At 71.3% G+C, this 15,439-nt stretch carries 12 protein-coding genes; 10 read left to right on the top strand and 2 right to left on the bottom strand.

Annotation, left to right across the window (positions count from 1 at the left end):
* Window positions 1-46: 46 nt before the first annotated feature.
* From CLV67_RS47955 to CLV67_RS47965, 3 genes are all read left to right on the top strand, one after another.
* Entirely contained in the window at window positions 47-1,708 is a 1,662-nt protein-coding gene (locus tag CLV67_RS47955) for a serine/threonine-protein kinase (RefSeq protein WP_106330666.1), read from the top strand.
* 94 nt (window positions 1,709-1,802) lie between these two features.
* The gene (locus CLV67_RS47960) at window positions 1,803-2,582 is read left to right on the top strand and encodes a hypothetical protein (RefSeq protein ID WP_106330667.1); all 780 of its coding nucleotides are present in this window, start codon (window positions 1,803-1,805) and stop codon (window positions 2,580-2,582) included.
* Window positions 2,583-2,585: 3 nt separating this feature from the next.
* A complete protein-coding gene (locus CLV67_RS47965; RefSeq protein ID WP_106330668.1) occupies window positions 2,586-3,269 on the top strand; it encodes a class F sortase in 684 nt (227 codons plus the stop codon).
* 284 nt (window positions 3,270-3,553) lie between these two features.
* Here CLV67_RS47965 and CLV67_RS47970 read toward each other — a convergent pair whose 3' ends face one another.
* Window positions 3,554-4,159 carry a TetR/AcrR family transcriptional regulator gene (locus CLV67_RS47970; RefSeq protein ID WP_203737599.1) on the bottom strand — a complete coding sequence of 202 codons (606 nt, stop codon included), beginning with the start codon at window positions 4,157-4,159 and terminating at the stop codon, window positions 3,554-3,556.
* Window positions 4,160-4,318: 159 nt separating this feature from the next.
* On the opposite strand from CLV67_RS47970, the gene CLV67_RS47975 reads away from it, so the two are divergent.
* Genes CLV67_RS47975 through atzF form a run of 5 tightly spaced genes read left to right on the top strand, consistent with a single transcriptional unit; the run spans window position 4,319 to window position 12,516 of the window.
* Entirely contained in the window at window positions 4,319-5,887 is a 1,569-nt protein-coding gene (locus CLV67_RS47975) for an amino acid permease (RefSeq protein WP_106330670.1), read from the top strand.
* A complete protein-coding gene (locus tag CLV67_RS47980) occupies window positions 5,884-6,690 on the top strand; it encodes an urea amidolyase associated protein UAAP1 (protein WP_106330671.1) in 807 nt (268 codons plus the stop codon). The genes CLV67_RS47975 and CLV67_RS47980 overlap by 4 nt, the downstream gene beginning before the upstream one ends.
* Window positions 6,687-7,331 (top strand): urea amidolyase associated protein UAAP2, encoded by a 645-nt coding sequence (locus CLV67_RS47985; protein ID WP_106330672.1) that lies wholly within the window; start codon window positions 6,687-6,689, stop codon window positions 7,329-7,331. The genes CLV67_RS47980 and CLV67_RS47985 overlap by 4 nt, the downstream gene beginning before the upstream one ends.
* 2 nt (window positions 7,332-7,333) lie before the next feature.
* Window positions 7,334-10,882 (top strand): urea carboxylase, encoded by a 3,549-nt coding sequence (uca, locus tag CLV67_RS47990; RefSeq protein ID WP_106330673.1) that lies wholly within the window; start codon window positions 7,334-7,336, stop codon window positions 10,880-10,882.
* On the top strand, window positions 10,879-12,516 hold the full coding sequence (gene atzF, locus CLV67_RS47995; RefSeq protein WP_106330674.1) for an allophanate hydrolase: 1,638 nt from the start codon (window positions 10,879-10,881) through the stop codon (window positions 12,514-12,516). Before uca ends, atzF begins: the two co-directional genes overlap by 4 nt.
* Window positions 12,517-12,718: 202 nt before the next feature.
* Here atzF and CLV67_RS48000 read toward each other — a convergent pair whose 3' ends face one another.
* Window positions 12,719-13,738, bottom strand: a complete 1,020-nt coding sequence (locus CLV67_RS48000; protein ID WP_146169615.1) for a GAF domain-containing protein — start codon at window positions 13,736-13,738, stop codon at window positions 12,719-12,721.
* Window positions 13,739-13,913: 175 nt separating this feature from the next.
* On the opposite strand from CLV67_RS48000, the gene CLV67_RS54510 reads away from it, so the two are divergent.
* Both CLV67_RS54510 and CLV67_RS48005 read left to right on the top strand, forming a co-directional pair.
* Window positions 13,914-14,045, top strand: coding sequence for a hypothetical protein (locus CLV67_RS54510; protein WP_275414949.1), 132 nt, complete (start codon window positions 13,914-13,916; stop codon window positions 14,043-14,045).
* A 3-nt stretch (window positions 14,046-14,048) separates the two neighbouring features.
* The gene (locus tag CLV67_RS48005) at window positions 14,049-14,312 is read left to right on the top strand and encodes a UBP-type zinc finger domain-containing protein (RefSeq protein WP_106330676.1); all 264 of its coding nucleotides are present in this window, start codon (window positions 14,049-14,051) and stop codon (window positions 14,310-14,312) included.
* Window positions 14,313-15,439 lie beyond the last annotated feature (1,127 nt).

Genomic DNA, 15,439 nt, shown 5'->3' on the forward strand with positions numbered 1-15,439 from the left:
ATCCCTGTGTATCGGGTGGTCGATACACAGGGAGACGGGTGACGGCGTGGAATCGGTGAACGACAACGCTGCCGGGGAGCAGGCTCGTGATCTGGTGGTGGCCGACCGGTACCGCCTGATCGCCCTGACCGGGGCCGGGGGCATGGGCCGGGTGTGGCGCGCCCATGACGATCTGCTGGACCGGGAGGTGGCGATCAAGGAGGTCCTGGCGCCGGACGGCCTGCCGTACCTGGACCGGACCGAGATCCTGCGCAACACGATCCGGGAGGCGCGGGCCGCAGCCCGCCTCGACCACCCCAACGTCATCCGGATCTTCGACGTGGTGCGCACGGCGGGCCGGTCCTGGATCGTCATGGAATACGTGCTGTCCCGCTCGCTGCACGACATCGTCACCCACGACGGCCCGCTGGCCCACCGGCACGCGGCACGAATCGGGCTGACCCTGCTGGACGCACTGGACGCCGCGCACCGCGCCGGTGTGCTGCACCGCGATGTCAAACCGTCCAACGTGCTGATCGCCGAGGACGGCCGGGTGGTGCTCACCGACTTCGGGCTGGCTACCATCGTCGCCGTCCCGGCCGGGCAGGACGAACCGCTGCTGGGCTCACCGCGCTTCATCGCCCCGGAACGGCTGCGTTACGGCGTGTCCAGCCGGGAGGCCGACCTGTGGTCGCTGGGCGCCACCCTCTACATGTCGGTGGAGGGCCGCCCGCCGTACGCCCGGCCGGAGGTCGCCGAATCCCTGGCGGCCCTGCTCAGTCAGGCCCCCGATCCGCCGCAGCGGCCCGGTCCACTGCACACCGTCATCGCCGGACTGCTTGTCGCCGATCCGCGACAGCGGCTGACCGCGGGTGCCGCCCGGTCGGCGTTGCGAAATCTGACCCTACGGGCCGTCGGGGTCCACGCGGTGCCGGCACCTCGCCGCCCGGCCGACAAAGCGGTCCAATACCGCTCCGCCGCCGCACCGGTGGAGCCCGCTGAGCCCGTCGCTCCGGTGGTGCCCGCCTCACCCGCGAAGGCCCCGCCACCACGATGGCGAGGCCTGCTCATCGCCGGCGTAGCCACGGCTGTCGTGGCCACGGGAGCCGTCACAGCGGTCTGGGACAACGGCAGCGGTGGCGACGGCATCAGCGCCGTGGAGCCGTCGCAGGCCCCGGTGGCCGTCGCCAGCCCGATGGGCGCCTGCCCCACGGCCGTGTCGCGGCCGGTGATCGACTCCGGCAAGGAGGCGCCGATCTCACTGCCTGAAGGCTGGCTGTGGCATGTCGACACCGACGGGTTCGCCTTGGCCGTGCCGCGCGGGTGGCATCGCGGCTCCGACGGCGGCGACGTGTGCTTCGGTGACCCCGGCGGCGTTCGGTCGTTCACCGTGGCACCCGGTGGCCCGCTCGACGGCCGACCGCTGCGCCTGTGGCAGGACGCCGAACGTGAAGCGCCGCCCGGATACCGGAAGGTCAGTATGGGACTGCTGCTGGTCACCGGCGGCGGCGCCGAGTGGGAGTACTCATGGCAGCCGGCCGCCGGAGCACGCCTGCACACGTACCGGATGCTCATGGCCGCCGGCAACGACCGCTCGTATGTACTGACCTGGACCACCCGCGACGCCGACTGGAGCCTGGACCTGCCGATCCAGCGCACCCTGATCACCGGGTTCCGTGACTCGTCGCGCCCCTCGGTGACCTGGACGATCCCCGGCCCACGGGAATGACCGGAAAGAAGTCCGCCATCCCGACCAATCCGAGCAACGTTCAGCTACGAATCCCTGCTGACGGAAAGACCCGCCCCTTCAGCAAGGAGCCCTCGTGAACCTCTCCCGCACCCTTCTGGCCGTGCCCGCCGCGACAGCGATCCTGCTCGCCGTCCCCACCGCCGCGTTCGCCGACGAGAGCGTCCACGTCAAGCTCGACCCGCTCAACCGCTCCGGCGCTTCCGGCAACGCCACCTTGACCGCCATGTCCGACGGCGACCTCAAGATCAGCATCCGGTCCACCGGCCTGGTCCCGAACAGCCCGCACGCGCAGCACCTGCACGGCTCCACCGACGGCATGGACTTCCACTGCCCCGACATGTCCGCTGACACCGACGGCAACGGCTACGTCAGCACCGAGGAAGGCATGCCCGACTACGGCAACATCTTCATCTCCCTGACCGCCAAGGGCGACACCACCCCCAAGAGCGGCCTGGCCGTCGATCGGATGCCGACCGCCGACGCCAAGGGCAACCTCTCCTACGAGCGCATCATCCCCGCCGCCGACCTGCCCCCCGGTACGATCAAGCACCTCAAGGACCTGCACGTCGTCCAGCACGGCATCGACGCCAACAACAACGGCGAATACGACCTGGACGGCCTCGGCGAATCCACCCTCGCCAAATCGGCGGGCCTCAGTGGCATCCCGCAGGAAGTGACCGACCCGGCCCTGTGCGGCATGGTCACCGGCGCGGCCGCCGGCTCGGTTCCGGTCGGCGGCGTCGACACCGGCGACGGCAGCACCCGGCACGACTCCGCCCCGCTGTATGCCCTCGGCGGGATCGCCCTGCTCGCCGCCGCGGGCGCCTTCATCGCCCGTCGCCGCCTGGCCTGACCCATGACCGACACCGGCACTCCACAGCCGGCCGGGAACCGCTGGGGACGCTACGCGCTCTCAGCGGCCGTCCTGCTCCTGAGCGTCATCGGCGTCACCGCACTCGTCCGAAGCGGTCAGGACCAGCCGAACCAGATCCCCCTCGCGGTCGATACGTTCCCTCCGCGGTCCGGCAGCACCCCGTCCGGCACCGGAAGCAGCGGCGAGCTGACCACCGGGACGCTGATGGGCACCTCGAACCCGATCCGGCTCGTCATTCCCGCCCTCGACGTCGACGTCCCGCTGACCAGCCTCGGCCAGGAGGCCGACGGCACCATGCAGGTGCCCACCGACGCCAAGACCGTCGGCTGGTACACCGGGGCACCCACCCCTGGAGCCCTCGGCCCGGCCGTGCTCGCCGGCCACGTCGACTACAAGAAGCAGCCCGGCACCTTCCGACGGCTCGCCGACCTCGACCCCGGCGACTCAGTCAACGTCAAACGCGAAGACGGCAGCATGGCCATGTTCACCGTCGTCACGGTCGAACGGCACGCCAAATCACAGTTCCCCACCGAGGCCGTCTACGGCCCGATCAGCCACGCCGGACTACGCCTGATCACCTGCGGCGGCGACTTCGACAGCGCCACCGGCCACTACGAGGACAACATCGTCGTCTACGCCGACCTCACCATGGCCCACACCGCCTGAGTGGCGACCGAGGGAAAAGGAAGCGCGGCGGCCTCATCGAACCGGCCGCAACACCTGGCACGGTGCGGTGCTTCAGCTGCGGAGTCTTCGCCCGCGCGTTCGCCGGGCCGCTTCATGGTCGCGACGGTCACTGTAAGAGCCGTAGGCCCTGGCTGCCTGGCTGCCTGGCTGCGGCAGCGTCACGACGAAGGAGTCTGCATGTCGTCCGTGGTCGCCGCCAAGCCACTTCTCTCGATGGGATCGATCTGGTGGGAGATCTCCCGGCGGCCGGGGATGCGGCCGGTTCACAGGCCGACCAGACGCATCGCGGCGGCGCCGACCGCCCCCTGCAGCTCTGACGGGTCAGGCAGATCGGGTAGGTCCCGGCGCATCCCGATGACGCTCTCGACCAGGCCGAAGACCAGGTCGCCGGTGATGGCCGCGGTGTCCGGGGCGGCCGCCTCCACCAGCGCCCGGTAGGCCAGGCGCAGCTGTTCGCGTTCGCGGCGGAAGCGGGCGAACGGCTCGGTCGCGGTCTCCGGCAGGGCATAGAGAATGCCGATGTTCCACCGGGCGCCGACGAGTACGCCGACGTCGTACTGCACCAGGTCGCGCAGGGCGGTGGCGGGTGGCAGGTCCTTGGCGGACAGCTCCCCGGCGTAGGACAGCGAAGGCCGGACGGTGGCCTCGAGCAGCTCGGCGAGGATCTGCTCCTTGTTGGGGAAGTGGTAGTAGAGCGACGCCTGCCGGATGCCGACGGTCTCGGCGATCAGCCGGGTGGACGTGGCGGCGTAGCCGCGCCGGGCGAACAACTCGGCCGCGGCGTCGAGGATCTCCTCGCGGGCGGTGGCGTCCGGCATCCTCCGGGCTCCGGATCGGGGACGGCCGGCGGTCGGGGACGTGGCGCTCACTTCTGCATCGTCGCACGCCGTGACGTCACCACCGATCCGGCCGCGGTGTAACACCGCCGACATCGGCGGCAACCCAGGATTTACCGAGCAGAAACCGCCGCCGAGGCCGGGGCCGCAAATCTGTCAACTGACAGGTATTCCGGCCCTGAGGAGGCGGTCTTGTCCACAACCCCCACTCTGCCCGCGCCCTCGGCCGAGAAAGCCGACGCGGCTGACCTGCGCGGATTCGGGTACGAGCCCGAACTGCGCCGCGGTATCGGCAGTTACGCGTCGTTCGCCGCAGGCTTCTCCTTCGTCTCCATCCTCACCACGGTCTTCCAGCTCTTCGCATTCGGATTCTCGTTCGGTGGCCCGGCCTTCTTCTGGACCTGGCCGCTGGTCTTCGCGGGCCAGTTCATGGTGGCGCTCAACTTCGCCGAGCTCGCCGCCCGCTACCCGCTCTCCGGGTGTATCTACCAGTGGTCCCGGCGGCTGGCCGGCGCCGCGGTCGGCTGGTTCGCCGGCTGGGTGATGATCATCGCGCAGATCGCCACCGTCGCCGCAGCCGCGATCGCGCTGCAGGTGGTGCTCCCGCAGATCTGGTCCGGGTTCCAGCTGGTCGGCGACGACCCCACCCTGACCTCGACGAGCGGCGCGACCAACGCCGTCATCCTCGGCTCGATCCTGATCGCGATCACCACGGTCATCAACGTCATCGGCGTACGCCTGATGGCCATCGTCAACAGCACCGGCGTCACCCTGGAGATCATCGGCGTGGTCGCGGTGATCGGGCTGCTGCTGTTCCACGCCGAGCGCGGGCCCGGCGTCGTGTTCGACACCGGCGGCACCGGCACGGGGCTCGCCTACGTCGGCCCGTTCCTGGTCTCGGCGCTGATGGCGGCGTACGTCGTGGTCGGCTTCGACAGCGCCGGCGAGCTCAGCGAGGAGACCCGCGACCCCCGGCACACCGCGCCCCGCACCATCTTGCGGGCGCTGGCCGCGGCCGGCATCGGCGGCGGGCTGATGCTGCTGGTCGCCCTGATGGCCGCGCCCAGCCTCACCGACGGCCGGCTCGCCACCGAGGGCCTGCCGTACGTGCTGACCAGCCGGCTCGGCGAGACCGGCGGCCGGATCCTGCTGATCGACGTGGCCATCGCGGTGGCGGTCTGCACCCTCGCGATCCAGACCGCCGGCAGCCGGATGATCTTCTCGATGGCCCGCGACGGTGTCCTGCCGTTCTCCGCCGCCCTGTCCAAGGTCCCGGCCCGGACCGGAACCCCGGTCGTCCCGGCCGTCGTCGTCGGTGTCGGCGCGATCGCCGTGCTGCTGGTCAACATCGGCCAGGCGGCACTGTTCACCGCCATCACCAGCGTCTGCATCGTCATGCTCTACATCGCCTACGCCCTGGTCACGATCCCGCTGCTGGCCCGCCGGCTGAAGGGTTGGCCCGCCGGCGAGGGCGGGCGGAGCACCGAGCGCGGCGGCAGGCTGTTCGCACTCGGCCGGTTCGGGATCGTCGTCAACGTCCTGGCCGTGGTCTACGGCATCGGCATGATCCTCAACCTTGGCTGGCCCCGCCAGGAGGTGTACGACCCGGCCGGCACCCACTGGTATCTGCACTACTTCTCGCTGCTGTTCGTCGGCGGTGCGGTGCTGCTCGGCGGCCTGGTGTACCTGCGCTACCGGGCTCGTACCCGCAGTCTGCACCTGGCTCTGCCGCTCGCCGCGCAGGGTGAGGCGGCGGCATGAGCACCGCCACCACCGCCGGTGCCCGCGAGCACGCCCGGGCCCAGGGCGGCACCGTCGTCGAGTGCATGCCGACGGTGCCGGCCGACCGGCTCGGCGACGGCCTCGTCTGGGCCGAGACGATCCCGGGCGGCGGCTACGCGAGCAAACGGCTCGCCCGCGGCACCACCTTGCGCCTGACCGACCTGTACGGCGACGCCTGCGTCTCGGTGCTGCTGTTCAACGCCGACGAGCCGTGGGAACGCCTCAACGTCGCCGACACCGTCAAGGTGCTGTGGCAGGCATACGTCGGTGAGGGCCACCTGCTGCTGTCCGATCAGGGCCGGGCGCTCGCATCGGTGACGGCCGGGGCGCTCGACCGGTCCGACACCTTCTGCGGCACCTCCACCCTCCGGGCCAACGTCGATCGGTACGGCGACGGCACTCCGCACGGCCCGACGCCGGCCGGGCGGGAGCTGTTCACGCTGGCCGCGGCGAAACACGGCCTGACCCGGCGCGACCTGCCGCCGAGCATCTCCTTCTTCCAGGGGGTACGCGTGGACGAGGACGGCCGGTTCCGCTGGCTGGGCTCGGCCGGCGCCGGGACGAGCGTCGAACTGCGCGCCGAGATGCCGCTGATCGTGCTGCTCGTCAACGTCCCGCACCCGTTGGACCCGCGTCCGGAGTACACCAGTTCCGCCGTACAACTGCGGGCTTGGAAATCGCAACCGGCAGCCCCCGGTGACCCTCTGTGGACGCGATCGCCGGAAGGCGAGCGTGCCCTGCTCAACACGGCCGACTACCTGACCGCGAGGGGGATGGCATGACCGCCGCTATGAGCACCGCCGCGGCCCTGGTGCCCGGCCCGGTCGTTCTCGACGAGACCGTCGCGGCCCGCGCGCCCTGGTCGGCGATCGTGCGGCGCGACCACGTGCTGACCATCGTCGACCTGCACGGCAATCAGGCCGTCGACTGTCTGCTCTACAACGCCGAGGACACCGCCGAGCGCTACTCGGCGCCGGACACGCTGGCCGCGCAGGGCGGGATCTTCCTGACCACCGGCAGTGTGCTGCGGTCCAACGAGGGCCGTCCGCTGATGACCGTGGTGGCCGACGAGGTCGGCCGGCACGACACCGTCGGCGGCGCGTGCAGCCGGGAGTCCAACACCCTGCGGTACGGCCATCACACCAAGCACCAGCACGCCTGCGTCGAGAACTTCCTCATCGAGGGCGCGAGGTGGGGACTCGGCAAACGCGACCTGGTCAGCAACATCAACTGGTACATGAACGTGCCCGTCGACCCGGACGGCAGCCTCGGCATCGTCGACGGCATCTCCGCGCCCGGCCTGCGCGTCGCCCTGCGCGCCGAGATCGACGTGCTGGTCCTGGTGTCGAACTGCCCGCAGATCAACAACCCGTGCAACGGGTTCGACCCGACGCCGGTCCGCATGATCGTCACCGGGGAGTGAGTGTGTTCGACACCCTGCTGGTCGCCAACCGCGGTGAGATCGCCTGCCGCATCATCCGTACCGCGGCCCGGATCGGTCTGAAGACCGTCGCGGTCTTCTCCGACCCGGACCGGGCCGCGCCGCACGTGCGGATGGCCGACGTGGCGGTACGGCTGGGCCCGGCCCCGGCCCGCGACAGCTATCTGCGCGTGGACCGGGTCCTGGACGCGGCGCTGTCCACCGGCGCCGGGGCCGTGCACCCCGGATACGGGTTCCTCTCCGAGGACGCCGGGTTCGCCACCGCCGTCGAACAGGCCGGGCTCGCGTTCGTCGGGCCGACCCCGGCGCAGCTGACCGCGTTCGGCGCCAAGCACACCGCTCGTGACCTGGCCCGCGCCGCCGGGGTGCCGATGATCGAGGGCACCGGGCTGCTGTCCGGCCCCGACGAGGCGCTCGCCGCGGCCGAGGAGATCGGCTACCCGGTGATGGTCAAGGCGACCGGTGGCGGCGGCGGCATCGGCATGCGGGCCTGCTTCACCCCGGAGGAGCTCGCGCTGTCCTATGCCCAGGTCGAGCGGATGGCGATCGCCAGCTTCGGCAGCGGCGGCGTGTTCCTGGAACGGTTCGTGCAGCGCGCCCGGCACGTCGAGGTGCAGGTGTTCGGCGACGGGCACGGCCGGGTGGTGGCGCTCGGCGACCGGGACTGCAGCCTGCAACGGCGCAACCAGAAGGTGATCGAGGAGGCGCCCGCGCCGGGCCTGCCGGACGCGGTTCGGGCGGGACTGCACGAGTCGGCGGTGGCGCTGTGCGCGTCGGTGGGCTACCGGTCGGCCGGCACCGTCGAGTTCGTCTACGACGCCGAACGGGAGCAGGCGTCGTTCCTCGAGGTCAACGCCCGGCTGCAGGTCGAGCACCCGGTCACCGAGGCGATCTTCGGCATCGACCTGGTCGAATGGATGCTCCGGCTGGCCCAGGGCGACCTGGACCTGGACGTGCCGCGGCCCTCCGGAGCGGCGGTCGAGGCACGCGTCTACGCCGAGGACCCTTCGCGGGGACACCGGCCCAGCGCCGGGCTCGTCACCGCGGTCGCCCTCCCCCGGGGTGTGCGTGTCGACGGCTGGGTGGAGGCCGGTACCGAGGTCACCACTTCCTACGACCCGATGCTGGCCAAGGTGATCGTCACCGGCGCGGACCGACCGGCCGCCTTCGCAGCCCTGCGCGAGGCCCTCGACGCGACCCGGGTCGACGGGATCGAGACCAACCTCGGCCTGCTGCGCGCGGCCGCCGTCGACGGCGACGTCCTGTCCGCAAGGCACTCGACAGCGACGCTCGCCGGTGTGCACGACAACGAGCCGCGCATCGTCGTGGAGCGGCCGGGCACCCTCACCGCGGTCCAGGACTGGCCCGGTCGTACCGGGCTGTGGGAGGTCGGCGTGCCTCCGTCCGGGCCGATGGACGATCTGTCGTTCCGGCTCGGCAACCGGGCCGTGGGCAATCCCGACGGCGCGCCGGGGCTGGAGTGCACGGTCGACGGCCCGGCGCTGCGGTTCACCGCCGCCACGACCGTCTGCGTCACCGGCGCCGCCGTGCCGGTGACCGTCGACGGGGTACCCGCGGCCATGTGGGAGCCGATCGACGTGCCGGCCGGCGCGTTGCTCGACATCGGCGGCGCCACCGACGGCGGGCTGCGTGCCTATCTTCTGGTCGCCGGGGGTCTCGACGTGCCCGGCTATCTGGGCAGCGCGGCCACGTTCACCCTCGGCCAGTTCGGCGGGCACGGCGGACGGGCGCTGCGACTCGGTGATGTGTTGCGCTCCGGCGCCACCACCGGCCCGGTCGGCGGGTCGGTGCCGCACGACCGGCGACCGGTGATCGGCCGGGACTGGCGCATCGCGGTCACCGAGGGCCCGCACGCCGCCCCCGAGTTCTTCACCCGCGACGACATCGACGAGTTCTACGCCGCGTCGTGGGAGGTGCACTTCAACTCGGCCCGCACCGGAGTCCGGCTGGTCGGCCCCAAACCCCGGTGGGCACGCGCCGACGGCGGCGAGGCCGGTCTGCACCCGTCGAACATTCACGACACCCCGTACTCGGTCGGCGCTGTCGACTTCACCGGCGACGTGCCGATCCTGCTCGGACCGGACGGCCCCAGCCTCGGCGGGTTCGTCTGCCCGGCGACCGTCGTCACCGCCGAACGCTGGAAACTCGGCCAGCTCACCCCCGGGGACTCCGTCCGGTTCGTGCCCGTGTCCGACGACACCGCCCGTGACCTGCGGGCCCGGCCGCTGACTCCGGTGACACCGCTCGTCACCGGCGACGACGGCGTGCTGGCCCGGCGCGAAGCCACTGCCGCCACCCCGGCGGTCACCTACCGGCGCAGCGGCGACGACAACCTGCTCGTCGAGTACGGGCCGATGGCCCTCGACCTCGGGCTGCGGATGCGCGGACACGCCCTCATGCAGCGGCTGCGCGCCGAGGACCTGGGCGGGGTGGTCGACCTGACGCCCGGCATCCGTTCCCTGCAGATCCACGTCGACCCGGACCGGCTGCCGGTGAGCCGGCTGCTCGGACTGGTCCGCGAGATCGAGGACCAGCTGCCCGCCACCCGCGATCTGGAGGTGCCGAGCCGGGTCGTTCACCTGCCATTGTCCTGGGACGACCCGGCCACCCGGGAGGCGATCGCCCGCTACATGGCCGGGGTCCGCGACGACGCCCCCTGGTGCCCGTGGAACATCGAGTTCATCCGCCGGATCAACGGGCTGGACAGCGTCGACGACGTCCACCGGACCGTCTACGACGCCAGCTACCTGGTCCTCGGACTCGGCGACGTCTACCTCGGCGCACCCGTCGCCACTCCGCTGGACCCGCGGCACCGGCTGGTCACCACCAAGTACAACCCGGCCCGTACCTGGACACCGGAGAACGCCGTGGGCATCGGCGGCGCCTACCTGTGCATCTACGGCATGGAGGGACCCGGCGGCTACCAGTTCGTAGGCCGTACCGTGCAGGTGTGGAGCCGCTGGCAGCGTGAACCCGGCGACCCGTGGCTGCTGCGTCACTTCGACCGGATCTCCTGGTATCCGGTCGGGGCGGAGGAACTGCTCGACCTGCGCGCTGACGTCGCCGCCGGCCGGCACCGGCTCCGCATCTCCGACGGCGCCTTCCGCCTTGCCGACCACGAGGACTTCCTCACCGCCAACGCCGGCTCCATCACCGAGTTCCGGGACAACCAGGCGGCCGCTTTCGGCCGGGAACGTGAGGCCTGGGCGGCCGCCGGCGAGTTCGACCCGCGCCCTGAGCCCGTCGCGCCGCCGGCAGCCGGCGCTGTCGCCGTACCGCGGGGTGGTGCTCTGGTCGAGGCGCCGTTCGTCGCCAGCGTATGGCGCGTCGACGTGCGCCCCGGCGACCGCGTCACCGCCGGTCAGCCGCTCCTCGCGTTGGAGGCCATGAAACTCGAGACGGTGCTCACCGCGCCCACCGACGGGCAGGTCACCGACGTCCTGGTCACCCCGGGCAGTCAGGTCTCCCCCGGCAGCCCGCTGCTCGTCCTCGCCGGAAAGGCCGTCCGATGACCCCTCAGGACCGCGTCCGCGCCGCCTACGCCCGGCTCGCCCTCGACGAACGCCCGGAAGCCTGGATCACGCTGCGTGACGAGGCCGACGTGCTGGCCGACGCGGCGGCGGTCGCCGCCCATCTTCCCCTGGCGGGGTCATTGTTGGCGGTCAAGGACAACATCGACGTGGCCGGGCTTCCGACAACGGCAGGCCATCCGGGGTACGCCTACCGTCCGTCCCGTAACGCTCCGGCAGTGCAGCGGTTGATCGACGCGGGGGCTGTGGTGCTCGGCAAGACCAACCTGGACCAGTTCGCCACCGGCCTGGTCGGCACCCGCAGCCCGTACGGCGTGGTCCGCGCCGCCGACGATCCGAACCGGGTGGCCGGCGGCTCCAGCTCCGGCTCCGCGGTGGTCGTCGCCCTGGGCATCGCCGACCTCGCGCTCGGCACCGACACCGCGGGCTCCGGCCGGGTGCCGGCCGCATTCCAGGGCATCGTCGGCATCAAACCGACGCCCGGCCGGGTGCCGACCACCGGTGTGGTCCCGGCCTGCCGCAGCTTCGACTGCGTCACCGTCTTCGCCCGCGACCTCACCGCCGCCCATCAGGCGATGACGATCATGAGTGACCCGGAGTGGCCGGCCGACGCGCCGCTGGCCGCCCCACCGCGGCCGGTCGTCGCCGTGCCCGGCCGCGACCAGCTCACCGGCATGTCCGACGAGTGGCTCGACGCATTCGAACAGGCGGCGAAGACGCTGGAGACCGCCGGGGCGGTGCTGCGCCCGATCCGGCTCACGCCGTTCCTGGAAGCCGCGAAACTGCTCTACGACGGCGGCTTCGTCGCCGAACGGTACGCCGCCGTCGGCGCGTTCCTCGACGCGCATCCGGACGGCGCCGACCCGGCCGTGGCGGCCATCGTCACCGCCGCCCGCGACATCCCGGCGCACCGGCTCGTCGCCGACACCGAGCACCTCGACCGGTTGCGCGTCGAGGCCATGACCGAGTGGGGCGACGCCGACGCGCTCCTGCTGCCCACCGCGCCGATCCACCCGACGATCGCCGAGGTCGCCGCCGACCCGATCGGGGTGAACGCGCGGGTCGGCACGTACACCAATTTCTGCAACCTGTTCGGCCTGGCCGCCGTGGCCGTGCCCGCCGGGCCCCTGGGCGTCCAGGTCATCGCTCGCGGGCACGCCGACGCCGTCGCAGCCGGTGTCGCGGCGATGCTCACCGCGACTCCCGCGCCCGCTCCGGCCGCGCCCGGGCTGCGGCTGCTCGTGGTCGGCGCCCACCTGAGCGGGCAGCCCCTCAACCACCAGCTGACCGGAGCGGGTGGCCGCCTGGTGGGGCAGGCCCGCACCGCCCCCGAGTACCGCCTGCACGCCCTGCCCACCCAGCCACCGAAACCCGGCCTGGTCCGCGTGACCTCCGGCGGCGCCACCGTCGCCGGCGAGATATGGGAGCTGCCTCCGGCCGCGCTCGGACACTTCCTCGCCGCGCTGCCCGCGCCGATGGCTCTCGGCCAGGTGAGACTCGCCGACGGAGCCTCGGTCACCGGTTTCCTCTGCGAGCCCGTCGCCACCGACGGCGCTCCCGACATCACCGTCCACGGCGGCTGGCTCGCCTACCTCGCGTCCACCCGGGAGAACTGATGGACCGTCGCACCCTGCACACCTCCCGATACGTCCTCGGCACCCTGCTGCTCGCCGCGATCATCCGCCTTCTCACCCGCAGGCCGGCCCCCGAACCCCCGCCGACGGAGTGACCGACGGGTCGGCGGCCACGAGTTCGCCGATCACGCCCGGCCGGGTGTGCAACGGGCAACGGGCAACGGGCCCGGACCGGTCGGCCTGGCTATGACCGGATGCCGGCGGCCAGCATGGTCGGGACGTAGAGCCCCTCGCGCGCGGCGCGCAGGCTGGCCGCGATCCGGTCCGGAACGGCGAGCTTGATCTGGACACGTTCGAGGTAACCCTCGACCATCCCCACCGGGATGCCCCGGACAACCGCGATGGACGCCGCCGTCGCACCCTCGACGAGCGCACCCAGGATTTCCAGTTCTGCTCCGGTCAGCCCGCACAGGTCGCCCGGTGGGCTCACGGCGAGCACGGCGCGCAGATGACGTGGGCGCCAACCCTGGCATCCAAACAGAGTGATCCGGACATGTCCGGCTTCGGCTGGCGTTCGGTCATACGGGGCGAGGAACATGGCGTAGTCCGGTGTCCCGCCGAGGTGCGTGACCGCCGCCGGGAGAACGGCCGAGTGCGCCTCCAGTAGCGGGTGCGTCGGCAGCCCGGGAAGGGGCAGCGTTCCGCCGGACATGGTGAGCACCGTCGCGGCGGTCATCCCCTGGACGATCCGGGCCAGCACCGTCAGCGATCGAAGCGGATCCACCGCGTACGCGATGGTGGGGGCCAGCATTTGCACCAGATTGCAGGCGGCCGGACTCGGGTACGCGGGACTGTCGGTGTTGAGTCCCAGAAGGCCGACCCGGTGGCCGCCACGGGTGACCAGGCCAACGCCGAGACCTTCCCGGAATCCGGCGGGCCGGAACAGCTCCATCCAACTGTGGATCTCCTCCGCGGCCACCGGAAGATCCTGGACACGTAGCGGCGCAGCGCCGTGAAGGCCTAACGACTCGACTTCGTCGTAATCTTCCCGGGTGGTCATGTAGGCACGGATGCGGTCGTCGTACCCGTGGCAGCTCAACAGATCATGCTGACGCAGCTCAGGATCAAGCAGTGCGATACGGGCAGCCTGGAATGGAATCACTCGACGCAGCGGCTCTAGAATTGCCTCCGCGCGTTCCCCGAGGCTGGCCGGCAGGTCTGCCAGCGCGGCGACCTCCGCGGCGTGCGGCGGCAGGTCCAACACCTAGGGCCCCCATTCGCGGTGGCTGTTTTCATGTCGAGTTTACCCATCGCGCACGCCCCCATGCGGGGCTCCAGTCGTCCATCAGCTGGCGCTGTAGCCGTTCTCGCCTGGGTAGTTCTGCCAATCGACGCCGGGCGGGGATGCTGCTGCCATAGAGGTGAGACGAGGAGTGCAGATGCCACGACATGTGGAGGGTTTGCTCAAGCCCGACGCGTATGACGTCGCGGACGAGATCACCTGTGTGCAGGACGGTGCCGTCCATCCGACGGCTGCCGCTAACGAAATGCTGAAGGAAGCCGACATCTGAGCCATGACCGTTGTCTCCGACCCGCACCTTCTCATGATCCGGCCGGTCGTCCCGCAGACCCCCGGAGGCTGCGCCGATTGTCTGCGGCTGGGCACCCCGTGGATTCACCTCCGGCTGTGCCTGACCTGCGGGCACGTCGGCTGCTGCGATTCGTCACCGATGCGGCACGCACGGGCGCATGCGCACACCGAGGGTCATCCGATCGTCCAGTCGTTCGAGCCCGGGGAGAACTGGCGCTGGTGCTACGTCGACGAGACGATGCTCTGACCTGGACGTACAGACAGCCGCCGTGATGTCTCGCCATGGGCCGGCACCGTGTATCCGCGATATGCCGTTTCCCTCCGCGGTCGGGGCCGGATGGCCTTTGAAGCGCGGGCGCAGGTCCATCGGACCCGGGCCGGCAGCGTGTGCGGGAGGTCAACGGCCACCAGCCAGCCCGCAAGGGCCCACTAGACACCTTTTACGGTCAGGGTCTGGTTGGGGCTGGTGGGGACAGTCCTGTCCCGGGCCGCTTGATCGCCCAGCCGTGGCCGGCGAACCCTTCCCCACACCGCCTGATCGCCCAGCCGTGGCAGGCGAACCCTTCCCCAGGCCGCCTGATCGCCCAGCCGTGCCCGGCGAACCTTTCCCTGGGCTGTTGATCGTCCAGCCGCGGCCGGTGAACCCTTCCCCAGGCCGCTTGATCGCCCAGCCGTGCCCGGCGAACCCTTCCCCGGTCCGGAGGCAGCGATATCCCGGAGCCCGGCTCCGAAAACGGCCGTATTTGATCGTCCAGCACCCGTCAGCGGCGGTAACCGACCCCCACGACCCCGGAGCCCACGACCGTAACGCCAAGCCATCAGCCGACCGAACGTCACCACGGCTCAGAAGGGTGCGACTGACGGGCCGGGAACCCCGACGGCGAAAGCTTCCTAGAAAGGGAGCCTTCGCGGTCAGGGAGCGACCCGCCAGCCGTAGCTCGGCCGTGGAAGCCGGCCGGCAACGGAGGGCAGCGGGATCCCTTGACCGGCTTGAAGAGCGCGGCCTGATCGGTGCTCCGGAGAGCGCCGCCGTGCAGGGCCGGTGGTGCGGCGGCGGGATCACACGTAGCAGTTACGCGCGACCCTGCCGCCGCGATGGCGACGGCAGGCGTCCACGGACCCGCAAACGTGGGACCCCACCGTTGTTGCCGACGACGTCAGGAGCACACGCAAAGCCTGGGTGTGTGCCCCAGCCGTAGCCAAGCCACGTCATGGCAGCTGGATTCGAGGGCTGAGACGGGGCTGCCGAGCTGGACCTCGACTGCGAAAGCTCTCTAGCTGTTCTGCCCAGAGAGGTTGGGAACGCGGTTGGCGGGTGGTCCGCCGATGGCGGTGTGGTGGCGGTGGTGATTGTAGGTGTGCAGGAATCGGGGT

Source organism: Actinoplanes italicus (assembly GCF_003001815.1).
Taxonomy (GTDB): domain Bacteria; phylum Actinomycetota; class Actinomycetes; order Mycobacteriales; family Micromonosporaceae; genus Actinoplanes; species Actinoplanes italicus.